The organism is Sphaerisporangium siamense (genome assembly GCF_014205275.1).
In the GTDB taxonomy this organism is placed as follows: domain Bacteria; phylum Actinomycetota; class Actinomycetes; order Streptosporangiales; family Streptosporangiaceae; genus Sphaerisporangium; species Sphaerisporangium siamense.
The window spans coordinates 1,874,456-1,896,814 of sequence record NZ_JACHND010000001.1 but is presented as its reverse complement, the minus strand read 5'-3'; the positions used below and the strand labels follow the sequence as shown (position 1 = coordinate 1,896,814).

At 70.5% G+C, this 22,359-nt stretch carries 24 protein-coding genes; 13 read left to right on the top strand and 11 right to left on the bottom strand.

The annotated features are described in order from the left end of the window. Positions 1 to 40 precede the first annotated feature (40 nt). The gene (locus tag BJ982_RS09025; protein WP_184878311.1) at positions 41 to 835 is read left to right on the top strand and encodes a hypothetical protein; all 795 of its coding nucleotides are present in this window, start codon (positions 41 to 43) and stop codon (positions 833 to 835) included. Positions 836 to 880: 45 nt separating this feature from the next. Here BJ982_RS09025 and BJ982_RS09020 read toward each other — a convergent pair whose 3' ends face one another. After that, positions 881 to 1,531 (bottom strand): SRPBCC family protein, encoded by a 651-nt coding sequence (locus BJ982_RS09020; protein ID WP_184878308.1) that lies wholly within the window; start codon positions 1,529 to 1,531, stop codon positions 881 to 883. 471 nt (positions 1,532 to 2,002) lie between these two features. On the opposite strand from BJ982_RS09020, the gene BJ982_RS09015 reads away from it, so the two are divergent. Next, on the top strand, positions 2,003 to 2,656 hold the full coding sequence (locus BJ982_RS09015; protein WP_184878306.1) for an inositol monophosphatase family protein: 654 nt from the start codon (positions 2,003 to 2,005) through the stop codon (positions 2,654 to 2,656). A gap of 11 nt (positions 2,657 to 2,667) precedes the next feature. Here the strand turns inward: BJ982_RS09015 and BJ982_RS09010 are convergent, their stop codons facing one another. The 4 genes from BJ982_RS09010 to BJ982_RS08995 form a co-directional block, all read right to left on the bottom strand. After that, positions 2,668 to 3,177 (bottom strand): hypothetical protein, encoded by a 510-nt coding sequence (locus tag BJ982_RS09010; RefSeq protein ID WP_184878304.1) that lies wholly within the window; start codon positions 3,175 to 3,177, stop codon positions 2,668 to 2,670. Next, positions 3,159 to 3,563, bottom strand: a complete 405-nt coding sequence (locus BJ982_RS09005; protein ID WP_184878302.1) for a hypothetical protein — start codon at positions 3,561 to 3,563, stop codon at positions 3,159 to 3,161. Before BJ982_RS09005 ends, BJ982_RS09010 begins: the two co-directional genes overlap by 19 nt. Positions 3,564 to 4,216: 653 nt before the next feature. Next, the gene (locus BJ982_RS09000) at positions 4,217 to 4,594 is read right to left on the bottom strand and encodes a cupin domain-containing protein (RefSeq protein WP_184878300.1); all 378 of its coding nucleotides are present in this window, start codon (positions 4,592 to 4,594) and stop codon (positions 4,217 to 4,219) included. Between the two features lie 147 nt (positions 4,595 to 4,741). Further along, complete coding sequence (locus tag BJ982_RS08995; RefSeq protein ID WP_239123416.1) at positions 4,742 to 7,681, bottom strand: M36 family metallopeptidase; 2,940 nt, start codon at positions 7,679 to 7,681, stop codon at positions 4,742 to 4,744. 1,127 nt (positions 7,682 to 8,808) lie between these two features. Between BJ982_RS08995 and BJ982_RS08990 the strand changes: the two genes are divergently transcribed. After that, positions 8,809 to 9,180, top strand: a complete 372-nt coding sequence (locus BJ982_RS08990) for a DUF8711 family protein (protein WP_184878298.1) — start codon at positions 8,809 to 8,811, stop codon at positions 9,178 to 9,180. Positions 9,181 to 9,360: 180 nt separating this feature from the next. Here BJ982_RS08990 and BJ982_RS08985 read toward each other — a convergent pair whose 3' ends face one another. Next, positions 9,361 to 10,317, bottom strand: a complete 957-nt coding sequence (locus BJ982_RS08985) for a Vgb family protein (protein WP_184878296.1) — start codon at positions 10,315 to 10,317, stop codon at positions 9,361 to 9,363. A 418-nt stretch (positions 10,318 to 10,735) separates the two neighbouring features. Between BJ982_RS08985 and BJ982_RS08980 the strand changes: the two genes are divergently transcribed. Continuing rightward, positions 10,736 to 11,674: a class I SAM-dependent methyltransferase gene (locus tag BJ982_RS08980; protein ID WP_184878294.1), complete on the top strand. Its 939-nt coding sequence runs from the start codon at positions 10,736 to 10,738 to the stop codon at positions 11,672 to 11,674. 21 nt (positions 11,675 to 11,695) lie between these two features. On the opposite strand, the gene BJ982_RS08975 is transcribed toward BJ982_RS08980, so the two are convergent. Further along, on the bottom strand, positions 11,696 to 12,178 hold the full coding sequence (locus tag BJ982_RS08975) for an MSMEG_6728 family protein (protein WP_239123414.1): 483 nt from the start codon (positions 12,176 to 12,178) through the stop codon (positions 11,696 to 11,698). A gap of 135 nt (positions 12,179 to 12,313) precedes the next feature. Here BJ982_RS08975 and BJ982_RS08970 point away from each other — a divergent pair, with 135 nt between their 5' ends. The 6 genes from BJ982_RS08970 (at position 12,314) to BJ982_RS08945 (ending at position 15,796) form a co-directional block, all read left to right on the top strand. Then, positions 12,314 to 12,967: a hypothetical protein gene (locus BJ982_RS08970; protein ID WP_184878292.1), complete on the top strand. Its 654-nt coding sequence runs from the start codon at positions 12,314 to 12,316 to the stop codon at positions 12,965 to 12,967. Beyond that, on the top strand, positions 12,964 to 13,341 hold the full coding sequence (locus BJ982_RS08965; protein ID WP_184878289.1) for an MmcQ/YjbR family DNA-binding protein: 378 nt from the start codon (positions 12,964 to 12,966) through the stop codon (positions 13,339 to 13,341). The genes BJ982_RS08970 and BJ982_RS08965 overlap by 4 nt, the downstream gene beginning before the upstream one ends. 28 nt (positions 13,342 to 13,369) lie before the next feature. Then, entirely contained in the window at positions 13,370 to 13,924 is a 555-nt protein-coding gene (locus BJ982_RS08960) for a phosphotransferase-like protein (RefSeq protein WP_184878287.1), read from the top strand. An 84-nt stretch (positions 13,925 to 14,008) separates the two neighbouring features. Continuing rightward, positions 14,009 to 14,548 (top strand): VanZ family protein, encoded by a 540-nt coding sequence (locus BJ982_RS08955; protein WP_184878285.1) that lies wholly within the window; start codon positions 14,009 to 14,011, stop codon positions 14,546 to 14,548. A gap of 151 nt (positions 14,549 to 14,699) precedes the next feature. Then, on the top strand, positions 14,700 to 15,452 hold the full coding sequence (locus BJ982_RS08950; protein ID WP_184888579.1) for a GntR family transcriptional regulator: 753 nt from the start codon (positions 14,700 to 14,702) through the stop codon (positions 15,450 to 15,452). 119 nt (positions 15,453 to 15,571) lie between these two features. Continuing rightward, positions 15,572 to 15,796 carry a hypothetical protein gene (locus tag BJ982_RS08945; protein ID WP_184878284.1) on the top strand — a complete coding sequence of 75 codons (225 nt, stop codon included), beginning with the start codon at positions 15,572 to 15,574 and terminating at the stop codon, positions 15,794 to 15,796. A 155-nt stretch (positions 15,797 to 15,951) separates the two neighbouring features. Here the strand turns inward: BJ982_RS08945 and BJ982_RS08940 are convergent, their stop codons facing one another. Then, complete coding sequence (locus BJ982_RS08940; RefSeq protein ID WP_184878282.1) at positions 15,952 to 17,277, bottom strand: coiled-coil domain-containing protein; 1,326 nt, start codon at positions 17,275 to 17,277, stop codon at positions 15,952 to 15,954. A 180-nt stretch (positions 17,278 to 17,457) separates the two neighbouring features. Between BJ982_RS08940 and BJ982_RS08935 the strand changes: the two genes are divergently transcribed. The 3 genes from BJ982_RS08935 (at position 17,458) to BJ982_RS08925 (ending at position 19,832) form a co-directional block, all read left to right on the top strand. After that, positions 17,458 to 18,006 carry a gamma carbonic anhydrase family protein gene (locus BJ982_RS08935; RefSeq protein WP_184878279.1) on the top strand — a complete coding sequence of 183 codons (549 nt, stop codon included), beginning with the start codon at positions 17,458 to 17,460 and terminating at the stop codon, positions 18,004 to 18,006. A gap of 48 nt (positions 18,007 to 18,054) precedes the next feature. Then, on the top strand, positions 18,055 to 19,440 hold the full coding sequence (locus BJ982_RS08930) for a hypothetical protein (RefSeq protein WP_239123412.1): 1,386 nt from the start codon (positions 18,055 to 18,057) through the stop codon (positions 19,438 to 19,440). A gap of 230 nt (positions 19,441 to 19,670) precedes the next feature. Further along, positions 19,671 to 19,832: a hypothetical protein gene (locus tag BJ982_RS08925; RefSeq protein ID WP_184610987.1), complete on the top strand. Its 162-nt coding sequence runs from the start codon at positions 19,671 to 19,673 to the stop codon at positions 19,830 to 19,832. A 128-nt stretch (positions 19,833 to 19,960) separates the two neighbouring features. On the opposite strand, the gene BJ982_RS08920 is transcribed toward BJ982_RS08925, so the two are convergent. The 3 genes from BJ982_RS08920 to BJ982_RS08910 form a co-directional block, all read right to left on the bottom strand. Continuing rightward, on the bottom strand, positions 19,961 to 20,242 hold the full coding sequence (locus tag BJ982_RS08920; protein ID WP_184878275.1) for a metal-sensitive transcriptional regulator: 282 nt from the start codon (positions 20,240 to 20,242) through the stop codon (positions 19,961 to 19,963). Between the two features lie 64 nt (positions 20,243 to 20,306). Then, a complete protein-coding gene (locus BJ982_RS08915) occupies positions 20,307 to 21,413 on the bottom strand; it encodes a glycosyltransferase (protein WP_184878272.1) in 1,107 nt (368 codons plus the stop codon). Continuing rightward, positions 21,410 to 22,273, bottom strand: a complete 864-nt coding sequence (locus BJ982_RS08910) for a hypothetical protein (protein WP_184878270.1) — start codon at positions 22,271 to 22,273, stop codon at positions 21,410 to 21,412. The genes BJ982_RS08915 and BJ982_RS08910 overlap by 4 nt, the downstream gene beginning before the upstream one ends. Positions 22,274 to 22,359 lie beyond the last annotated feature (86 nt).

Sequence of the window (22,359 nt, the reverse complement as noted above, 5' to 3'; positions counted from 1 at the left end):
GGAGCTGAATTCACGGCCGCGCATCAGACATACTCCTGCCATGCTGTTACGGACCGAACACTTACGCCCCGCCGCCGACCACCTCGAGGCCGCCTTGCAGCGGCTGCGACCCTACGGCGAGGCGGGCATCAACGACCTCGGCTCGCTCGACGAGCAGCTGCCACAGATCCAGAAGTGGCTGGCCGATCTGGATCTCGACGACTTCTACAACTCCTATGTGGAGTTCGCCCTCGTGCTGGCCCTCGCCCTGCCGCAAGACGGGCCGGTCGACAACTCGGGCGTCGAGCGCACCGCGGAAGGGTGGGTGGTGGCCAGGGGCAGGCCTGTGGTGTGGTTCGGCGACGCGCACTTCGACGCCGACCTGACGCTCGACGGCCCCCTGATCGTGCTCGGGGACCTCACCGTCGACGGGCTGCTCTGCGACGGCGACGTCGACCACAGCCTGTTCGCCGCCACCGGCGACCTGCGCGCCCGCGCCCTCCGCACGGGAGCGTTCAACCTGGTGCTCGGTGCCATCGAGGCGGACGTGATCGTCTGCTTCAACAATGACGGCAGCCTCGAGGCCGGGGGCGACATCACTGCGGACCTCTTCGTCCAGGACCAGCATTCCTACGGTCTCGGCGGTGACCTCCGTCTCCGGGTACCGGTGCTGGACTGGCTCCCGGACGGCTCGCCGGTCGAAGACGAGCGCACCGCGGACGAACGGCTCGCCCTCTGGCTACCCGCCGACTACACCACCCTCGACGAAGACGGCGAAGTCGAAGTGGACACCTGGCGCGTCCTCACCGAGGCCGCCGCGGGCCGCTCCCCCGTGCTGCCCACCCCCCGAAGCTGAGTCCCCTCCCCCGACCCGCTGCCCCGTGCAGCCTCCGCTGTCTGGTCAGTTGCGGGGGGCGGATTCGGCGGCGGCTTTGAGGTCGTTGAGCCAGGTTTCGAGGCCCATGTCCGAGTTGGGGTCAGCTTGGGGGCCGGTGTGGCTTTCTTCGGTGCGGACGAGGGTGCCGCCGGGGACTTTGATGAAGTTCCAGACATGGATGCCGTCGATGTGGAATCCGGCGCCGTCGGCAGGTCCGGTCCAGCGGACGCACCTGCCGTACTGGAGTTGCTGGACAGTGGAGGTGATGACCACCGTGGAGGGCGGGAACGGGGGGTTGGGGGGTAGGTGAATGGTCGCCTGGAACTGCGAGTGCTTGCGCAGTGGGCCCGAGTCGAGACGCTTTATGGTCATGGGGGCGACGGGCTTCTGCCAGGAGGGCCAGCCTTCCACGTCGGTCTGCAGATCCCAGATCGTGCGGAGCGGCGCCTGAATGAAGATCTCGGTCCGATAGCGGGCTTTGGCGGCCGGGTCGACACCTTTGCCTTGGCAGGTCAGTGAGGCCGGGCCGGTGCCGTGACCGAGGGTGGCGGCCTGGGCGGGCGCGACAGTGGGGCCGAGGACGCCGGCGACAGCCAGCGGGACCGCGAGCAGGGCAGCACGCGCGCCCGTCCGGCGACGAGGGGTTCGCGAGGTGGTCGAGCGAGTACCGAACATCCTTCTCCTCTGTTCATCGACCGGTCCGGCCAGTCGAGTTATCATCACTAGCGATAGTTAGAGCTTATAACGAAACGCGGTGAGCATCAATAGGAGAAGCGAGAAGCTATAACTGGCGTGAGCGTGCCTGCCGAAGCACATCTATGCAGTTCCAGCACGAGGTCAGGTGTATGACGGCAGCGTCCCCGAGCTGCTGCGGTTGATCCCGCTCAGCGACCTCGGCCTTGAGCGAGGTTGGCCCCCACCACCAATGAACTGGGCAGACGCTCAGATCCCATGATCCGGAAGCTTGCTCAGGGTCGCGGTTCAGAGTGCAGTTGTCGGCAGCGGGGTGCGTCGTTCAGGCTTAGCTGGTGCAGGTGTGCGGTCTGGGCTTATTGACGTGGTCATTCGCGGCAGCGGCACGGCCGGTGGTCTGTTCCGCGGGTTCGGGCGGGTCTTCACCATGCTGTGGGAGTTGAGCAGACTCGGATGACTACCGACGCACACGCCTTGCTGCCCATCGCTCTGCATGCGGTTGCCGTCGCCAGGGAGCTGATCAGGACCACGCTGCCCGGCATCCTCACTGCCAAGGGTGAAAGCGACATGGCTACCGAAGTGGACTACGTCGTCGAGAGAGCGGTACGGGACCACCTCGCCCGGCACACGCCCATCCTCGGTGTCATCGACCTGCCCTTTCTTGGCTCGCGGTACGCCGCTACCGAGGGTGGCGGAGCCACCGTCAACGGTCAGCCCATCAAGGCGAGCGATACCACCACGCTGAATGCCGCCCTGGTGTCCATCGGCGACTACTCCATAGGTACTCACGCCGAACAACGGAACCGGCAGCGCCACGCCATCACCCGGCGGCTCGCTGCCCGCGTGCAGCGCATTCGCATGTTCGGGTCGGCAGCCATCGACCTGGTATGGGTGGCCGAAGGCAAGATCGACGCCTGTGTCATGCTCGCCAACAAACCCTGGGACACCGCCGCCGGCGTCATCATCGCCAAGGAAGCCGGAGCCCATGTCACCGATATCGACGGCACGCCGCACACCACACGATCCAGGGCTACGATCGCAGCCGCCCCCGGTATTCTCGCCGGCATCCTCGCGCTCGTCGGCGAATCTGAGGGCCCTAACGCGTAGCGCGGACACGTTCAGGCTTCGCCTGACGCAGGTATCTCCTTTGGAGGGACCTCACGTAGAAGAGGATCTCCGGTAACACCCAGGTCGTTCCTGGCGCGTTCCATCATGAGATAGCGGTACTGGCCCTTCGCGGTCGGGTCGATGGTATCCGCGGGTCTCCGCAAACTGAGATGCAAAGCGCGAGTGTAGTCGTGCGCGGCTTGAGCCATGACAGGCGAACAGAAGAGTTCGACGCTCTTTTTGGCGAGCCACAGCTGGTGGAGGGCTTCTTCGGTGTCGGAGGAAGCAGTCGACACACCGGCCTGGGCTTGCCCGTCAACGATCATTTCTACGCGCTGAGCCGCTTCGAGAAATGACAGGATGGCGGATTTCCGCTCAGCGCGTTCCGCTATCCGCTTTTCGTATTCCAGACGTTTGGAGTCCGTCCGAGTGCCTAAGTACTGGCCAAGTAGCGTGCCACACGTCCCGAGCAGCACCCCTAGCAGGGGCAGCAGAGTCGCACTCATGGTCTTCCAGTCCATGCACTGATGATCGCAAGGACGAGTCCGGTCCGCACACACGCCGTATAGCGGGCGCATTGTCGGCCAGCCGGGTGCCGATGAGTTTTGTGGGTGAGAACGCGTGGGTCGTCATCGGCCGTGGTGGCGCCCAGGCCGTACTCGGGGTCGTGCCCGGCGGCCCACCCGGCCCAGTGCTTCAGCGTGGCCGCCGTGGCCGGGGCGTTCCCGCCCATCGGGCCGGACCCGACGACGTCCGGGTCTTCCCGGGCGCATCGTGCGGCCAGGTCCCGCATCAGGGCCACGCTCTCATTGAAGGTGCGGCGGTTCGGACCGGCCGACTGCAGGTAGGTGCCGGTGTTCCAGTGGCACCGGATCGGTGTGCTGCGGCCGACGAAGCGCGGGTCCATCCGATCGTGTCGTAACGGCTCCCGAGGGCGGGCGCGGCCTGGCCGAGGCGCGCCATGTGCAGTCCGGATTCCCCCGGGCCGCCGGGGTTGCCGAGAAGGATGCCGCGGCGCTGGGCGGGGTCGGTGGCCTTGATCCGAGAGATCGCCACAGAGATGGTCCGCCCACCGGGCTTGCGGTGGTCCAGGGGGACGACGACCTCGGCACACCGTGCGCCCGCCGCGTCCAGGTCCTCACCGACGTGGTCGTCCGGTCCTGTCGTGCAGGCGTGCCGGTCGAGTGCCTGATGGTGGAATCGGGCCGGCCCGTCGGTTACGGCGGGGGTTTCGGCGACGGCCGGGGCGCCGGTCAGGGCGAGACAGGTCAGTGTGAGGGCGGCGGCGGTGGCCAGGGCCGGCAGGCCACGCCGCCCGGCGGAGCCGCGTTCGGCGGGAGAGGGGGCAGCGGAGTGCGACATGGGGGGATTCCCTGCTCGATGGTCGTCTACGGTGCCGCTCAAGCATGGAATCGGGAGCGTTCGTGATCGGCCCGTCTGCTGGAGTCGCCAGGTACAGCCAGCGCTACCTTCTCGCCGGAACCGGTGACCTCTCGGCTGTCGGCCAGTTCAGGTGCAGGAAGATGGCTACCGTCGGCAGGGTTTGCCACGTCCGGGTGGTTACTCCTGGCCTGGGGTGGGGACCGCGTAGCCGGGGATCGAGGGCCAGCGGACGGTCAGGACTACTGATTGCTCTTCGGCGTGCCAGGAGTGGTCGACGCCGTGGCCCCAGACGACGTAGTCGCCCTGCTCGGTCAGGAGCACGCTGCGGCCGGGGAGCTCGACGCGGAAACGGCCGCTGATCAGGATGAGGAGCGCGGTGCGCTTCTCTCCGGTGACCCATTGGGCGCGCCGGTCGCCGGCGGGGTGGACGAACCACTTGATCTCGACGTCGTCACTGTGCCGTGCGTCGTCGGCGGGTTTGAAGTGCCCGAGCAGCCAGCCACGGTCGGTGACCGAATCGAGGTGGGCGTTCCCCACGTAGACGTTCTCTGTCACGGACCTGGACGCTAGCACCGGCCATTTCGAGGAAACGCGATGACGTCCCCGGGCGGGGGCTCCGAGATGATCAGCGGCATGGGGCAGGGCGGCGGGGGTGCCGCCGCCCTGCCCTGTCGCGTCAGTGGGTGGACGCGCTCCGCGGCGTCAGTGGGAGAACGCCTGGAACTCCGCCGCCCGTACCTCGTCGTGGCGAGGGTTGACCGTGGCGCAGTCGGTCGGCGCGCTCGGGTTGGTCTGCTGCTGGCCCGCGTACAGCGGGTTGCCGGTGCACTGCGAGGTGAGCGCGCGCAGCATCAGGTGTGTGGCGTCGGTCGGCGGCACGCGGAACGACCTGATGATCAGCTCGGGGCTCACCGGCCGGGGACGGACCCCGGGGAACGCGTCCGGCCGGCTGGTGTAGACGGAGTGGAAGTTGGCCGTGTCGGCGCAGCCGGCGCGGCAGGCGAGCACCTCGAAGGAGCGCAGGGCCGTGAAGCGGTCCTGGGAGCCCGGGTCGACCGGGTCCTCCCAGTCGAGCCTGAGCATGGCACTGACCTGGATCCTGCGGACGGTGACCGGGCGGTCGCCCGCCAGGTCCACGACGACCGACTTGCCGGCGACCGGGCCGCTTCTGGAGACCCAGTTGGACCCCTCGGTGTCGTCGATCAGCTTGTCCTGGTTCTCGCCGTCGCCGGAGACCGTCGCGCCGGCGGCGGCGGACGCGAGGTTGGGTGACAGGGGCACCCGGAGCCGTTGTGTCCGGCCGGCCGAAACGGCCGACGTGAGCCGGGTGTGGCCGTAACCGGCGCCGACGACCAGGAGGCGGTAGGTGCCGGGCGTCAACGCGACCGTGTCGCCGAGCGGGGTGGCCGGGTCGGTGTCGGCGACGGGGAGCGCGCGGGCCTCGTAGTCGCCGACGTAGAGCCGCAGCACCGCGCCCTCGGCGGCACCATCTGAGGTCAGGCGCAGCGAGCCGTTCTCGCCCGTGGGGTTCACGAAGCTCGGCGCGGGGTTCTCGTCGTTCCGATCGGTGCCGTCCGCGCCTTCGCCCATGCCGTGCTCGGCGAACACCCGCCAGATGATGTCCTGGTTCGCGCCGCCGAACCGGATGCGGTCGGCGGCGAGCAGGGCGTCGCGCATGTCGACGAAGCCGTCCGCGCTGGAGTCCGTCAGCAGCAGCCCGTCGAACAGGAGCTGGATCCAGCGCCGGTTTCCCGGACACCGGTCGATGGGCCGCCGCCCGTCGGCGCAGGCCCGCTGCTGGACGAGGGTGCCCTTGCCGTATCGCTTGAGGAAGGCCGCGCGCAGATCGAACTGGGTCGCCGACCAGATCTCACTCTCCGAATGGGTCTGGAAACCCCACAGGTCGTACCCGATGTCGCTGTAGTTGAGCGGCGACTTCGACATGTCGTAGTTCCTTATGCCGTGCCCGGTGTCGCCGGTGACATAGCCGCCGATGATGTACGGCGTGTCACCGGACGGGGGGAAACCGTACTCGGCGAGGAACTCCACGGCGAACAGGTCGCCGGTGGCCTCCGCCAGCCCTCCGCCCTGCCAACTGGCCCATCCGGCGTCCGGTCCGCCGACCATGCGGCTCGATATCGCGTGGGTGTACTCGTGGCCGATGACCGTCATGTCGTAGTCGCCGTCCACGCAGGGGCCGTAGAACAAGCCGCCGATCGGCCCCCACAGCCCCATGCTGATGACCGGCGAGATGCCGTCAGGGGTGTTGGCCTGGCCGGCCACGTTGAGGGCGCCCGACGCCACGGCGCCCGACTGAGCGTTCGCCAGCTCAGGATCCCCGCCCTGCCCGCCGCGGTCGCCGTTGTCGGCTTGCATGTTCCACGCGGTCTCGGTGAAGCCGAGCCGGTAGGACCAGTCGTGCAGACGGTTGAGCGCCGCGTGCAGGTTGGCGATCGCCGTCTCCAGGTCGACCTTGCCCGGCCGGGTGAGGGTCGCCCGGTCGCACGTGGACTCGTACCAGGTGTTCTTCCAGGGGTAGGTGTAGTCGCGGTTCGGCGACGGGGCGTTGCCGTGGGTGCCGCCTCCGTGCTGGTCCGTGTACTCCTGGGCGTCGAAGGTCCGTACGGCGTTCCCCATGCTGGTGAAGGTCGGGGCGTTCGTGGCGGGGTCCACGTCCCAGGCCCGTCCGCTGCTCGGGTCGCCGCCGGTCACGAGGTCGCAGCGGGGGCCGGGCGCGTGGCACAGGCGCCGCCGGGTGTCGGCGGAGGAGTAGTCGCTCGGCGGGTTGGCGGGGAAGACGGTCCAGGACGGGTTGCCGGGGTCGGCGTCCGCGAAGCCGTCCACGAGGTTGTCGCGGACCAGGATCGCGCCGCTGACCGCGTCCACGTGCGTGGTGTACCCGGCGACGTCTCCGTCCTTGCTCAAGGCGATCAGCACGACCTGGTACGCGCGGTGCACCCCGTCGGGCGCCGGTACGGCCACGGGCCTCACCCGCTTGTTCCTGACCGTCGCGAGGTCGACGCCGCCGTCCTTCGCCGCGATCTCCACGGCCTGCTGCTCGCCGATCGCGGCGGCCGGAGGTGGGGCCGTGTCGCGCGAGAGCGAGGAGGTGGCGTACTCCACCTTCCCGTCCACGACGCCGATCGTCACCATTCCATCCACCCCTGCGGGCAGGCCACCGAAGCGCTGCCGCAGCAGGACGGCGTGGCCGGGGCCGATCGGGTTGACCGCGACCCGCTCCAGCGCGTCCACATCCGCCGCCGGCAGGCCGAAGAGGTTCTCGTGGCTCTTGAGGTACGTGCGGGCGGCCTGGACCGGGTCGGCGCCCAGGTGCTCGGCCAGCGGCGCGGACCCGGTGATGACGGCCGGGGTGCCGAGCGCGTTCCAGCGCACCTGGGCGCCCGGCCCGGCGGCGCGCGCGTTCAGGCCGGCCGGCGGCGGGACGCTGCCCCGCCGGTTGTCCAGGTCCGGCTTGCCGTGCCCCGCGGCCCGGGGGTCCCGGATCGCGGGGGTGCCGGCGCTGGGCGCGCGCTTCGCGGCCTCGGCGGGCCGGGTGATCCCGGTGGTCGTCGCGAGGGGGAGAGCCGCCGTCGCGACGCCTACTACGGCGACGACGGCGCGTAACCAAGGTCTGGTCGACACATTTCCCTCCTAAACCGGCAGATATGTAACTACTTCGCCAGGCGTATCACGGACGATAAATCCCTACAACACCCGATAAATCCTCAGAAATTAGCGGCTGAGTAGCCTCGACGGGCAGCACAAATCGCCCCGCCTGCCCCCTGTACCGCGTCGATGTGCGGCGCATAATGGCCGAGCCGGTATTACCGGGCGTATCCTCGGCTCACCAGGTATTCGCCGACCAGCCCATCGATCGTTTCTACGGCCGGTCGCCGGTCATGGAACGCGCGGTGGCTTCGTCAGGTCCGGCGCCGTTCGCGGGCTGGAACCCGAGCCGGGTACGGCCGGCGTCGCGCGAGGGCTCGTCCTGGGCGCGTGAGTTCGCGAGGACGGCGACCGGGCTCACCACCAGAGCGGTGACGGTGGGTCGCGGACCCGGGTGGCGTGACAGCGCCGGGGAATCCGCCGTGCGGGCGGTGTGGCGTAGGACGACTTTCTCAAGTGAGCCCCCTCTCCTGAGACGGCGTACCGGTGCCGCCGGCTCTGGCGCACCGGACGCCATGACCCAGTGATCACGCTATGCAAGCAGGCACACCGAGTTCCTCAGCAGAAGTACTGAACTCACGCGCGGCCGGGATCCCGGGCCGAGACACGCCGCGGCCATCTCCCTGACGCCGGGCATCCCGATCTGTTGAGGGGGGCATACGGCGCTTCATCGGGGAGTCGCGATCGCTGAACAGCTTTTCAGAACATTTCGCGTCGATTCGACATCCGGGCCGCCCAGTGTGGACGGTTCCAATACAGCCCTCGGACCGTGCGCACCCCTTCGGCGCCGACCGGCCGCACTCGAACTCCGCTCGGGTTGTTCGTTATATGCCATCGCGTCCCGATCTCGCCTATCCGATGCCGCAGGACGCACGCATTAACGGAAAGCGCAGGACGGCCGACGCTGCGCGATGACCGCAGTTGACGGCGACCATTTCGAGTCGATCCGGCGTTCAAATCCGGCGAAAATCGTGGTCGCGCTGTCGCGGAATGTGATTCCAATAAGTGCGATGGCGAGAGGTCGTAAGCTCCACTATACTGCGGTGACCGTTGAGCAGAGCTCTCGGAATTGCTCGCGTTATATCCGAGTTAGGATTCTTTTAATGCAGCCCTTTTTAGGACGTATCTCCGCCGTCACCCTCTCCGCGCTGACCGCCCTCCTGGTCAGCGCGGGGTGTTCCGGTGGCACCCAGCAGTGCCTGGACGCGGGCGGTATCGTCACGAGCACCGTGCAGAAGGCCACCGCCCTCTCCGAGGACCCCGCGGGGATGGAAAAGGCTCTGAACGACGGAGCCGCCAAGCTGGCCGAGGTCGCCGACAAGACGAGCGACGACGAACTCAAGAAGGCCGCCACCGAGGTCGCGGAGAAGCTGAAGAACCTCGACGTCACCAACGACGACACCGCCATCAAGGCACTGGAGAAGTTGGGGACCGACTCCGCGAAATGGGCGGGGCAGCTCATCGACGCCTGCTGATTCACCGCGCGAAGGCGCCCCCGTCCCGGTAGTCCGGGAGCAGGCCGGGCCGCCCGGCGCGCAACGCCCTCTTGGCCGTTCGATACGAGTACGGCCAAGAGGGCGTTTTCAGTGTGGACCGCTGATATCCACGACGGTGGTATCCAGGGTCGGCGTGCAGCGCGTTATTCTCGCCCGCGCTCAGGGGCGTTTCACAGAAACGGCGTTGTAGGGAGTCGTGGGAGTGGGAGGCGTGGCGAAGCGGGCGTTGGGGAGGTAGAGGCGGTCGCGGAAGGCGGCGATCGTCGTGGGGACGTCGAAGCGCGGGTCCGTGAGCTTGCCGACGACCTTGCCGGTGGTGGCGTGGCGGTCCAGTTCGATGGAGGTCACCGTGTTGAGGCGGTTCTGGACGACGCGGAGCGTGCGGCCCTGCAGGAGCAGGCCGTCCCCGGCGGCCAGGGTCTCGGCGCCGATGTCCACCAGGGTCGCCGCACCGGTCGAGGGGTCGACGCGGAACAGCTTGCCGGTGCTGGACTGGATGATCACCAGGGCCTTGTGGTCCGGGGTCGGAGTGATGCCGTTGGCGTTGAAGCCGGGCGTGTAGACGATGTCGCCGCTCAGCGGCACCTTCACCGCCTCGTCCGGCAGGGCTCCCCTGCGCCCGAACGGCAGCTTGTACAGGACGGGGTTGGTGGAGTCGGTGAAGTACGCGGCGTCGGGCGTGACGATGACGTCGTTGACGAACGCGGCGCCACTGGTGAGTTTGTAGGACTTGATGACCTCGCCGCTGCGGGCGTCGATCACGCGGGCGTCGCCGCCGCTGCCCCCGGCGACGAAGAGCCGGCCGCGCGGGTCGACCTTGAGGCCGAGGGACGGGGTGCCCGGCCCGGGGTTGATGATCTTTCCTTCTCCTGTGCGCAGGTCGGCGCGGTAGATCGCGCCGTTCGCGCGTGAGCCGAAGTACGCGGCCGGACCCGGGCCGATCGCGATCCCTTCCGGCTGGAAACCGTCGGGAAGGGAGAACTCGGTCGGGTAGCTCGGCTTGCCCGCGGAGGCGGACGCGGGGCTCGTGGTTCCGGTCGCGGCCTCGGCCGTGGCGACGGCCGGGGTCGACACGAGGAGGGTGAGGAACCCCGTTACGAAAGCTGCCACCTTCATTGGACGACATCCCATCTGTCAGGGGGTGCGGTGATCACCGACGTGCCCGCCGGGCGGCGCGTTGGGCGTACGGCGCCCGGTCGTCGTGCCTGTCCGTGTGAGTCGTCGTGCCATCGTGCGATGCGACCGTCGGCCCGGTGGATCGGCGGACGGTCACGCAGGCGGCGTTCTGCCCCGCGAAGTCCCGTTCGAAACGTGGCCGAGTGTCAGATGGGAATCAGGAGCACGGAGGTTCAGCTGCCCGACCTTCGGGTCGCGGATGTCATGAGGCACGCTAATCGCATCGTCATCCGTATCAAAGGTGCTCCCGTGCGGCGCGAGTTAAGCGCGGGGAAACGTCAGGTGTCTAATGGGCTATATGAGGTAATAAAAGGGCTATAAGCCATGATCTAGAACTTCGTCCTGTTACGATGCGCCAATGGCGGCTAGGGAAGAACTCACCCCCAAGGCTCTCGACCGGATCCCTGGCTGGTTCTGGGGGACGGACCAGCGCCTCTTCAGCTGGATCCTCTCGGAGAAGGCCGCCGACGAACCCCCGGGCGACCTGCTGGAACTCGGCACCTATCTGGGCAAGAGCGCGATCCTGATCGGCGCCCACCTGCGTGAGGGCGAGACCTTCACCGTGTGCGACCTCTTCGAGTCCGAGGCGCCCGAGGAGGCCAACAACACCGAGACCAGCCGTTCGTACCGCACGCTGACCCGGGACCAGTTCGAGGAGAACTACCTCACCTTCCACGACGCGCTGCCCAGGATCGTGCACGGCCCCACCTCGGTCATCCTCGACCACGTCGCGCCGGGCTCGTGCAGGTTCGTCCACGTCGACGCGTCGCACCTCTACACGCACGTCCGGGAAGACGTACTGGCGGCGCGGCAGGTGCTGAGGCCGGACGGCGTCGTGGTGTTCGACGACTACCGCAGCGTCCACACCCCGGGCGTCGCGCTGGCGGTGTGGGAGGCGGTGGTCAACCTCGGGCTGGAGCCCATCGCGGTCAGCACGCAGAAGCTGTACGGCACGTGGGGCGACCCCGAGCCGCTGCGGACGCGCCTGCGGGCGTGGCTGGAGAAGAGCTCCGACCTGTGGTTCACCGTCGACCCGCTCGGGGACCGGGACCTGCTGCGCGTCAACGAGAAGAAGAAGCCCGCGGAGCCTGCGGTGGACGCCGCGACCCTGCGCCGCCTCGGCGCGGACCTCAAGCGCACCTCCGAGGAGCTGAAGCGGTCGCTCGCCGAGTCCCGCGCCACGACCGCGGCGCTGCGCAAGGCGACCTCGGAGATCAGCCTGGCCGGCCCGGTCGCCCAGCGCGCCGTCCGCTGGACCCGCGGGCGCCTGCGCAAGAAGAGCGCGAAGGAGACCTGACGGACGCCCGGCGAAGAAGGCTCAGCACGGACGGGACGGGGCGCGGTCTGAGGTGGGCCAGAGGTAGGGCAGGTCGTCCGGGGTGCCGGCGAAGAGCGGACCGTAGAAGGACGGGTCCTTGCGGACCAGGGCCGACCTGTGGCTGAGGTGCAGCGCCCGGTCGCCCAGCCACGGGGGCAGCTCGCCCGCCTCGCCGAGGCGGGGCTGGGAGCGGGGCGCGGTGACGGCGTGGCATTCCGCGAGCTCGTGAAGCATCTTGGCGGCGCAGGTGTCGGCCCGGCCGAGCGAGCACCAGTGCGCGCAGACCTCCAGGCCGTACCTCACCAGGGCCTCCTCGTAGCCGGCCCACATGCGGACGACGGGGTGGTGGCGCCAGCCGTAGCCGGGGACGGTGAGGGCGCGCAGGACCTGGAGGGCCTCGACCCTCTGCTTGCCGAGGCGGCGGGGGTCCAGCACGCGGGCCGTGGCCGCGAAGTCTGGATAAGGGAGGAATGTCTGCATCATTCCTTCCGGCCGTCGAGGTCGTCACGGGAGCGGCGCCGTTCCTCACCCACAGTAGGCGAAGTGGCGGGCGAGGCGATGTTCCAGCAGGATGTGGCCGTATCGCCGGGCCGCGGACGCCGTGAAGGACGGAGACCCATGAACGCCGAAGAGCTGCCGGACGCCGACACCTACACCGCCACGCGCCTGTCCCTCCACGCGGTCGCCGAGCTGCTGCTGGCGGGGCCGCAGTACCGGACCAGCGGGACCATCAGGCTGCGGGCCACCCCGGAGGGCTTCGGGACCGTCGCGGCGCCCGACCTGCGGGTCGAGGGGGACGCCCTGGTCACCGGCGGGACGCGGCTGCCGCTGGACGGGCGGTCCCCCCGGGAGCTCGGCGCGGTCACCGGGGCCGGCGCCGGCGCCCCCGAGGGGCTCTACCACGACGGCTCCGGGGCGTCCATCGCCGACGTGCTGCGGGTGGACGCGGGCGCGGCCCGGTACCTGCAGCGGTGCCTGGCCCTCGGGGACGAGGCGCTGCGCGCGTTCGCCCCCGGCCAGACGCCGGTGCTGTGGCCGGAGCACTTCGACATCGGGATCCTGCTCGACCAGGTCGCCTACGGCGTGTCGTGCGGGGACACCTATCTCGGCGTGCCGTACGCCTACGTGGTGCCGTGGGAGGCGCGGAGCGGGGAGTTCTGGAACGCCCCGTTCGGGGCCGCGCGTCCGATGAGCGAGGTCTCGGACGTGCCCGGGTTCTTCGCCGAAGGCCGGCGCCATCTGGCCTCCGGCGGACCAGGACAGAACGCATGAGCGAATGGCAGGAGACGCGGGAACGCCTGCGCGCGTTCGCCCTCGGCCTTCCCGGGGCGCACGAGGACTTCCCGTGGGGCGAGAGCGTCGTCAAGGTCAACAAGAAGGTCTTCGTATTCCTCGGCCTGGAGGAACCGACCGGGAAGTGGCGGCCGCAGTTCTCGGTGAAGCTCGGCGGGTCCCACGGCCACGCGCTGAGCGTCCCCGGCGCGGCGCCGACCGGTCACGGCCTCGGGCGGTCGGGATGGGTGACGGTCCCGTTCACCGACGACATGCCGGACGGCGAGGTCCTGGACGACTGGGTCGAGGAGAGTTACCGCATCGTCGCCCCCAAACGCCTCGTCGCCGAGCTCGACGCCTCCCGTGCCGGATGACGTCCCCGCCGCGGGAAGGTCCGGCGCCGTGAGGAACGACCACGTCCCCGGGGCAGCGCCGGACGCCGGTGATGAGGGCGCGGCCGAGGCGCTGGTGCTGACCGGGGGGCTCGGGTCGGGCAAGACGACGCTGGCGATCGCGGTCGGCGAGTCGCTCGGGGACGTGCCGCACGCCGTCATCGACCTCGACTGGCTCTGCTGGTGCGCGGGCGCGGACGTGCGCGAGATGCTCACGGCGAACCTCCGCGCGGTGGCCTCGGCCTACGCCGCCGCGGGGATCAGGCGGCTGGTGCTGGCGCGGGCCCTGCTGGAGCCGTCCCACCTCGACGCGGTACGCCGGGCGCTGCCGGGCGCGGCGATCACCGTGGTACGCCTGGCCGTCTCGCCGGACACCGCGCGCGAGCGCCTGCGGGCCCGCGACCGGGGCGCGACCCTCGACGGGCACCTGGCCGAGCTGGAGGCGTTCCAGCACGCGGTCGAGCACGCGGACCTGGAACACGCGGTCGTCCACAACGACGCCCGCCCTGTGGACGAGGTGGCCCGCGAGATCCTCGGCCTGTGGACGACCCTCCCGGCTCCCTGACACCTCCGGTCACAGGGAGGTGGGCTACTTCGTGTTGCTCCCGAGCCTGCTCGTGCGGGTGTGAACGTTAGGAATGATGGGGGTGTGCGGCTTGAATTGCAGATCTGGGGATATGTCGTTCTAGCTACATTTCTGTCCCTCCCGGTGGTGGCGCTCGTCGCGTACGGCGTGGCCGTCCGGCGGGCGCGGCGCGGCGACCCGCATCCGTACCGTACGGCGTACGCGGAGGTGTTCGCCGTCGCGGGGACGATCCCGTGGCTGTGGATGATCCTGACGCCCGGCGGCGCCTCCGGCGTGACGCTGCTGCCGTTCAGCGATCTGGCCGAACTCGCGACGGCGCCGCCCGGAACGGTGTTGGCGCAGGTCGGAGGCAACCTTCTGGTATTCGCGTCCCTTGGCGCACTGCTGCCCGTGCGCTCGCCCCGCTTCGCCGGGGTGTGGCGGGTGACCCTGCTCGCGGCGGCTCTCTCGGTGACCGTGGAGGCCGCGCAGTACGTTCTCGACCTCGGCCGGATCTCCTCGGTGGACGACGTCCTGCTCAATTCCGCGGGGGCCGCGCTGGCGAGTCTGGCCACTCTGCGATGGCATGCGCGCCCCACGGTTGCCGGAAGCGCTCCACGGTAACAACCCCAGAACGCCCCGCAGATCACCACACAGGCACGATCCGCGCAAAAGAAGCACGGGACCAACCTCCGTATCTGTGCGATCGTGGACAAGGCGGGGCAAGTTCTCTGGAGACGCGGGCCGCTTTGGTGACTGAGGGTGGTAGAGCGTGATTGAAGGATCCCCGGTACCACATGAACCCCCGATCTATCGCCGCATCGCCGACCGTCTACGCCAGGCGATCCTGTCCGGCGAGTTGCGGGACGGGGACCGGCTGCCGGGCGAGAACGCCCTCATGTCCGAGTACGGCATCGCCAGAGCCACAGCCAGGCAGGCGCTGGCCGTCCTCATCAACGAAGGGGTGGCCGTGCCCAAGCGCGGGTCGGGGGTCTACGTACGCCAGTTCCGGCCGATCCGGCGGCACGGGTCGCGCCGCCTGGCGCGGGAGCAGTGGGGCACGGGCAAGGCGATCTGGGACTCCGACGTCAGCGGCCGGCCGTACACCGTGGACGAGCTGGTCATCGCGCGCGAGCCGGCGGCCGAGGACGTCGGGCGGGTGCTGGAGTGCGACGAGGTGTGGGTGCGGCGGCGGCGCTACGCGGTGGACGGCAGGCCGGTGCAGCTCGCGGCCTCGCACTTCCCCGCCGAGCTGGTGGAGGGCACGCCGGTGACCACGCCCGACACCGGCGCGGGCGGCGTCTACGCCCGGCTGCGCGACCTCGGCCGCGCGCCCGTGCACTTCACCGAGGAGGTGCGCGCCCGCATGCCCGCACCCGAGGAGGCGGCGCGGCTGCGCCTGCCCGCGGGGACGCCGGTGATCGAGGTGTGCCGTACGGCGTTCGCGGCCGGCGGCGTGGCGGTCGAGCTCAATAAGATGATCATGGACGCCGCCTCGTATGTACTTCAGTACGACTTCGACGCGTGAGTCAAGGCGTCACGACAAGCGTTAGGTTGACCTGTCCCCACCGAACATTGATTTCTCTAGAGATGTCCCTCAACGTGAGGGTGAAAGGTACAAACCTGGCGCTGCGAAGGGTGGACGGGATGTCGTTCGATCGGCACCTCGCCGAAATCGCCCGGGAATTCCCCGACTGGACCATCTGGCGGAGCGACGCCGGGCGATGGTGGGCCACCCGGCACCGCCTGCTCACCGAAGAGGAACGCGACGCGGGCTGCGCCATGACGATCGACGCCGACGACGCCGAGGGCCTGCGCGAACGGCTGCTCGAACAGCAGGAGCGCGGCGCGCCGGACGACAACGAGACCTGATCGCCCGCGACGCCGGCCGACAGGACGCACGGAAACCTCCGACCCGATCGGGGGCGGAGGTTTCCGTGCCGGCCGGAGAGCCGGCCGTCGCCTCATGACGCGGAGCCCGGGCTCTCCCGCTCGGTTCGGCACCCCGGGCCCCGCTCCGCCCGGCCCTATGGCCGGTGCGCGGTCAGGCCGTCCTCACCGGCGCGGTTACCCGCCGCCGCGACGTGGACGTCGCCGGTGTCGAAGAACCCGCGGACGCGACCCTGCGACGGGCCCTCGTGGTCGTTGGCCTGGTGGACGTCGTTCGCCCCGCGCCCCCGGACCACGCCGCTGGCCCCGTCCGTGTCCTCCGGGCCGGCCGCGTCGTGCCGCCGGAACTCCACGTACTCCTCTTCGTCGTGGTCCTGACCGTCCCCGGCCTTGGCGTCGGAGACCGCCACGGAGTCGTCCTCGCGGCGCGCGTCCTCGCCCGTACGCGCGCCGGCCCGCGGGTCCGCGAAGTCCTGGTCGCCGTTCCCGCCCGCGGCCTTCTCCGCCGCGTCCCGGTCGTCCCGGTCGTCCTGGCCGGCCGTCTCGTCGGCGTCGTCGAGGACCACCCGGACGGCCTCGCGCTCCTCCGCCGTGCCGGCGGGCTCGTCCACGAGCACCGGGCGCGGCGGCAGGACGGCGGCCTCGTCGATCAGCGGGCCCGCCGAGTTCTCGCGCTGCAGCAGGTCGGTGAGCACGGACCCCATCTCGTTGAGGCGGCGCATGACCTCGCTGTGGGTGTCGGTGAGGAAGGTGACCCGGCGCCCGGTGTGGTCGTCCAGCGAGGTGGCGCGCCGCTGCGCCGAGGACAGCGTCTCGGCGGCCTCGTCCCGCGCGGACTTGAGCGTCGCCTCTGCCTCGGCGGAGGCGGACTCGCGGGTCGCCTCGGCCTGGGCGTCGGCCTCGTTCACCAGGCGCTCGGCCTCGTGCTGCGCGGCCGTCAGCGTGCGGTCGGACTCGGCGCGCGCGCTGCGCAGCGTCTCCTCCGCCTCGGCGCGCGCGGTGCCCAGCGTCTCCTCGGCGTCCGACCCGGCCTGGGCGAGCAGCCGCTCGGCGGACTCGGTGGCCTCGTGGACGCGGCGCTCGGCCTCGGCCTGCGCGGCCGTCAGCATGCGCTCGGCCTCGGCGGTGGCCTCCTCACGGGTCTTGGTCGCGTCGGCGTCGGCGGACTCGCGCTTGGACTTGGCCTCCTCCTCCGCGAGCTTCAGTATCGCGCTCAACCGCTGGCCCAGCTCGTCATAGTCCTGGGGGGCCTCGGCCAGGCGGCGCCGGGCCTCCGCGAGCTCGATGCGGCCCTGCTCGGCCTGATCGATGGCCCTCGCCAGACGTTCCTCAAGATCACGGATCTGGTTGCGCGTTCGGACCATGTGATCGTGGACCTGCCTGCGGCTGTATCCACGCATCACGACCTCAAAGCCGAGGTCCTCGTGCATCATGTCGGGGAAGCTGTCGTGCTGGTTCGTCATGGCTGAGCCCTGGGGGTCTGGATTCGAGTGGGGGTCGTGCATACGACACGTCAGGACACGACTTTCCTGCCATCCGCCCAAGTCCGCAACCCGAACGCATGGCCTCATGCGGTCTAATGACCGCCTACCAGCAGCAAGGGTCCCGAAACCGGCGGATGCCCGCATGAGATCCTCGAAGGCATGAACGAGCCCCCATTCCCGCCGTACATCGCGTCGCTGGACGCCGACACGCCGTCCATCCACCCCGAGGCGTACGTCGCGCCGACCGCCGTCGTGGTCGGCCGGGTGCGGCTGGGGCGCGCCGCGAGCGTCTGGTACGGCGCCGTGCTGCGCGGCGACGACGAGGCGATCGAGGTCGGCGAGGAGTGCAACGTCCAGGACCTGTGCTGCCTGCACGCCGACCCGGGGCTGCCGGCCGTGCTGGAAGACCGGGTCAGCCTGGGGCACCGGGCGGTGGTGCACGGGGCGCACGTCGGGACCGGGGCGCTGGTCGGCATCGGCGCGGTCGTGCTGAACGGCGCGAGGGTGGGCGCGGGGTCGCTGATCGCGGCCGGGTGCGTGGTGCCGCCGGGCCGGCACGTCCCCGCGGGGGTGCTGTTCGCCGGGGTGCCGGGGAGCGTCGTGCGGGAGCTGACGGACGCCGACCGGTCCACGTTCGCACGCACGCCGGACAATTACATGGCGAAGGCCGCCCGCCACCGCGCCGCCTCCCCGCTGCGAGGGGCGTGAGGCCGGGCGCGTCCGCCGTCCGGGATCCGTTTCCAGGTCACCAGTAGCATGGCCGCCGTGCAGTGGGACCCCTTCGCGGCGATCGAGCGGGATGTCCGCGCCATGGTCGCGGACCCGCGGTGGGCCGACGTCCCTCCTGCCACCCAGCTCCAGGCGATGGCGGCGCGTCTGCTGCGCACCGAGGACGGCGCCTGCTGGATGTTCGGCGCCCACGCCCGCTGGTACCGCACCGACGGCTCGGAGGCCGCCTGGCACCTGTCGGCCCCTCCGGCCGCGCCCGCCATCCGTGCCGCCGCGCGGCCGCCGCAGCCGGGCGTCCCGATCCCCGAGGGGTTGCTGCCCGGCCCCGCGGACGTGACCGCCGGCCGCGGCTCCACCCAGGCGTTCGTGGGGCCGGACGTCTCCCGCGAGGTCACCGAGCGGGTGCGCGGGCTGCTGACCGAGGCCTGCCGGCCGCGGGAGGACGCGCCCCTGGTGTCGGGGCCGCTGCGCGACCTCTTCTACGGGGACGTCACGGCGGGGGTCGCGGCGGTCTGGGGCACGATCATGTGGTGCGCCTACGCCCCGGCGTTCGACGGCAACGAGGTCCTGCTGTCGATGTTCGGCGAGTTCCTGAGGCGGCCGCTGCCCGGGGACGACTGGGTGCGGTGGCTGCCGCCCATGCCGCTGGAGGCGCTGGCCGCCCTCTACTGCGAGCCGCTCGGGCACGGCGCCCAGGGGGCGGCGCTGCGGCTGGTCGCCGTGATGGCCGACACCGCCCGCGTGCTGCTCCCGGACGGCCGGTTCACCCCGCGCGCGCACGCCCTGATCGCGATGCTGGAGCCGCTGCTGGCCCGGCCGTGGCTGGACCACGCGGCCCGGGACGCGGCGGCGCTGAGGGACGCCTGGCTCGCCCGCTGCCCGCGCGGCCGGGCGGCGGCCGTGCTGGCGGAGACCTCTCCGGAGGACCACTTCCGGCACACCCTGTACGACCTGGTGGAGGCGCTGGCGTTCGCCGCGGGCGACGGCGCCGATCCGCGCGTGGTGGCGGCGTCGCTGCTGGCCGCCGACGTCCACGAGGTGGCGCCAGAGGCGGCGGCCCGGCTGTACCCCTACCTGGACCCCGAGCTGCGGCGGACGTACTACCTGGCGCTCGCCGAGCCGGGCCACCCGCTGCGTGGCTGCTGGCCCGAGGACGGCGCGCCCGCCGACGGCCTGCGCCCGCCCGACCGCGCGTCGGCGGCGGCGCTGCTGGGGGCGGGGTACGCGACGGGGCTGGCGTGGTGCGGGCTGACGGGAACCGAGCCTCCCGCCCGCGGGTTCCCGGCGTCGGCGGCGACGGTGAGCTGCCTGATCGGCCAGCGGGACGACCCTCTGCCCGCGGCGCTCCCTGAGGAGACGGGCCCGTCGTCCGAAGCCACGGAGACCTCAGGCGAATGGATTCACCACACGTGACCGGGGCGTCGTGATCTAAACGTTAAATCCGGCTATTTCATACTTACCTCTCGTATATCATTCCCCATCCCCCTATCAGCGGCTTTGACCGAATTGTGATCTACGATCCTGGAAATGGTTCCCCCAGTACACGGGCGGCCCCGGCGAATGGTCCCGATGGGCCATGTCGTCGAAAGCCGCCCGGTCGTAACCTCGAAGTGGGTGTGGGCTGCGGAAGGAAGGACGACGCGGTGGGGCACGACAACCTGGACTCACGGGTCCATGACCGTGTCGCGTTGGACGAGATCGCGCTCTACGCGGAGGTGCTCAGCGCCGTCGCCGTCAGCGAGCGACAGCTGACCTTGGATGAGCTCGACAACGCGCTCGGATTGCGTACTTCGGTAAGTCGCTGAAGAAGCTCACAGAACTGGTCCCGGACTCCTCGGGGGTTCGGGACGGTTTTGTGAAAAGGTCCCTTACCACCCCACCCTTACCACCCGACGGGACTAGTCCGGCCGGACCGCCGGACGGTCGTACCGCCCTACGAGCGCACTAGCCTCGCGATGGCCGCCGACGCCTCCTTGACCTTCGCCTCCGCCTCAGGACCGCCGTTGGCGATGGCGTCCGTGACGCAGTGGCCGATGTGGTCCTCCAGGAGGCCCAGGGCCACCGCCTGCAGGGCGCGTGTCGCCGCCGACACCTGGGTGAGGACGTCGATGCAGTAAGAGTCTTCCTCGACCATGCGCTGCAGGCCGCGGATCTGTCCCTCGATCCGCCGAAGTCTGGTCAGATACGCCTGCTTGTCTCCGCTGTACCCGTGCATGGCATCTACCATACCGGTTCGGGGTATACCACAGCGGTGCGCGCGCCGGACGGCCGGGGTGCCCTCACCGTCCCGACGCCACCTTGGCCCCGCGTCCCCGCAGGTCGTCGGCGAGATACTCCCACTGTGCGGCGATCACCGACCCGGCGTGCCTGGCCGCCGCCGACTCCAGGGCCCCCGCCGCGAGCACCATGCGGCGCCGCTCGTCGTCGATCAGCGTCAGCATCGCGGACGCGAACGCCTCCACCTCGTCCTCGCCCCGCGGCACGAGCACGCTGTCGCGGCCGGGGGTGACGAACTCCCCCGCGCCGCGCGCCCCCGCGAAGCCCACCACGGGAACGCCGCAGCCCAGCGCCTCGATCACCGTCATGCCCGGGCTCTCGGCCAGCGAGGTCACCGCCACCAGCGACGCCTTGGCGAACTCACCTTGCAGATCGGGCGTCGTGCCCATGAAGTACACGTTGTTGTGCAGGTTCAGCCGGCCGACCAGCGCGCGCAGCCGCTTCTCCTCCGGCCCGCCGCCGTACAGCCGCAGCCGCCAGTCGGGACGCTTGTCCGCGACGATCGCGAAGGCGTTGATGAGCTGGTCGAACGCCTTGCCCGGCAGCCACCGGCCGCCGGCGGAGACGATGCGGTTGTCCATGCGCGAGCGCGGCCACGGGCCCTGGGGCAGCGCGTCGGGCACGACTTCGAGGCGGGGGCGGGCGGCGCCGTCGAAGACGCGGGCGAAGTCGTCCCTGGCCGTCTCCGTCGAGGTCACCACGGCGTCCAGCTTGGGATAGAAGCGGCGGACGGGCGCGGGGACGGCCGGGCGCGTCCACTCCCTGGCCAGCCGCAGGGTCTCACGGGGAACGTGCCGCGCCGCCTGCACGCTCAGCGCCGCCCGGGTGGTGACCAGGACGTCCGCGCGCAGCCCGCGCAGGGCCCGCCACAGGGCCATCTCGGTGCGCATCTGGCCGCCGGGCAGGATGTGCCGGACGCCGGGGCGCGCGTCGATCAGCCAGCGCATGGACAGGCGCCGGTCCACCGGGAAGAAGGGGGTCTCGCGGACCCGTCTGACGCTGATGATCTCGACCTCGTGCCGGGACGCCAGCCCCGCGGCGAGGTTGAGCACCGCCCGGGTGTCGCCCCGCATGCCGTACGCCGAGGGCACGAGGAAGGAGATCTTCATCCCCCCACCTCAAGACGCAGCTCGTCGTCGGAGGTGTAGCACGGGCGGACGGGCACCCCGTCCACGCGGGTGTCGGGGTACTGGACCCTGCGCCCCTTGCCGTCGACGTCGTCGATGCGCGCCCCGAGCGGCAGCGGGGCCTCCAGGCCGTCGACCTCCAGCGAGGGTTCCCACACCCCCTCGTACTCGGGCGTCGCGGCGAGCACGTCGCACAACGACAGGGCGGCGTGGAAGCGGACGCCCTTCACGGTCGCGGTGGCCGTCACGGCCGTCTCCGGGCCTTCCGCGCGGCGCAGGGCCAGGCGCGCGGTGTGGTGGGAGTCGTCGTCCACGAAGCCGGTGTAGGCGAGCAGGCCGGTGACCTCGAAGCGGCCCTCGCGGAACCACACCGCCCGGACGTCGGCGCCCGGCTCGACGTGCGCGACCTTGACCGCGAGGTAGCCGTTGCGCGTCCGGTAGGCGCGGTAGGCCAGGGTGCGCCGGCTGAGGGCGTAGGCGTCCAGGCGGTCCAGCGAGAAGCCCGGGTCCACGCACTGCACCCGCGTGCGCCTGGGCGTGCGATCCGGGGACCGTTCCCACGAGGGAGGACGCGCGACCCCCTCGGGGCCGCTGGGCGGGTCCTCATGTTCGAGATAGGCGTCCCAGCGGCCGGCGGTCAGGGCGAGCGGCGCGAGCGACACCGCGACGGAAGCCTCACGCACCTCGGCGCCCGGGGCGCCGAGCGCCACGGCGACCTCGGCGCCGCCGCCGCGCTGCCGCAGGACGAGCCGGGTGCCCTCGGCCAGAGGATCGCTGATGGCAAGCCTGAGCGAGAGGACATCCGCCATCGTGACCTCGGCGTCGGTTACGACAACGCGCACCGGGCCCCCTCCCCGTTGATTGAGCCGCGCGACGTTGAGGTTACCGTAATCCGTCCGTTATGAGGAGAAAGGATTTCCAGGCTATT

Coding starts and splice junctions, on each gene's coding strand:
- BJ982_RS09025 (WP_184878311.1), top strand. CDS start 41: ATGCTGTTACGGACCGAACACTTACGCCCCGCCGCCGACCACCTCGAG.
- BJ982_RS09020 (WP_184878308.1), bottom strand. CDS start 1,531: ATGTTCGGTACTCGCTCGACCACCTCGCGAACCCCTCGTCGCCGGACG.
- BJ982_RS09015 (WP_184878306.1), top strand. CDS start 2,003: ATGACTACCGACGCACACGCCTTGCTGCCCATCGCTCTGCATGCGGTT.
- BJ982_RS09010 (WP_184878304.1), bottom strand. CDS start 3,177: ATGGACTGGAAGACCATGAGTGCGACTCTGCTGCCCCTGCTAGGGGTG.
- BJ982_RS09005 (WP_184878302.1), bottom strand. CDS start 3,563: ATGGACCCGCGCTTCGTCGGCCGCAGCACACCGATCCGGTGCCACTGG.
- BJ982_RS08990 (WP_184878298.1), top strand. CDS start 8,809: ATGCAGCCCTTTTTAGGACGTATCTCCGCCGTCACCCTCTCCGCGCTG.
- BJ982_RS08985 (WP_184878296.1), bottom strand. CDS start 10,317: ATGAAGGTGGCAGCTTTCGTAACGGGGTTCCTCACCCTCCTCGTGTCG.
- BJ982_RS08980 (WP_184878294.1), top strand. CDS start 10,736: ATGGCGGCTAGGGAAGAACTCACCCCCAAGGCTCTCGACCGGATCCCT.
- BJ982_RS08975 (WP_239123414.1), bottom strand. CDS start 12,178: ATGATGCAGACATTCCTCCCTTATCCAGACTTCGCGGCCACGGCCCGC.
- BJ982_RS08970 (WP_184878292.1), top strand. CDS start 12,314: ATGAACGCCGAAGAGCTGCCGGACGCCGACACCTACACCGCCACGCGC.
- BJ982_RS08965 (WP_184878289.1), top strand. CDS start 12,964: ATGAGCGAATGGCAGGAGACGCGGGAACGCCTGCGCGCGTTCGCCCTC.
- BJ982_RS08945 (WP_184878284.1), top strand. CDS start 15,572: ATGTCGTTCGATCGGCACCTCGCCGAAATCGCCCGGGAATTCCCCGAC.
- BJ982_RS08940 (WP_184878282.1), bottom strand. CDS start 17,277: ATGACGAACCAGCACGACAGCTTCCCCGACATGATGCACGAGGACCTC.
- BJ982_RS08935 (WP_184878279.1), top strand. CDS start 17,458: ATGAACGAGCCCCCATTCCCGCCGTACATCGCGTCGCTGGACGCCGAC.
- BJ982_RS08930 (WP_239123412.1), top strand. CDS start 18,055: ATGGCCGCCGTGCAGTGGGACCCCTTCGCGGCGATCGAGCGGGATGTC.
- BJ982_RS08920 (WP_184878275.1), bottom strand. CDS start 20,242: ATGCACGGGTACAGCGGAGACAAGCAGGCGTATCTGACCAGACTTCGG.
- BJ982_RS08915 (WP_184878272.1), bottom strand. CDS start 21,413: ATGAAGATCTCCTTCCTCGTGCCCTCGGCGTACGGCATGCGGGGCGAC.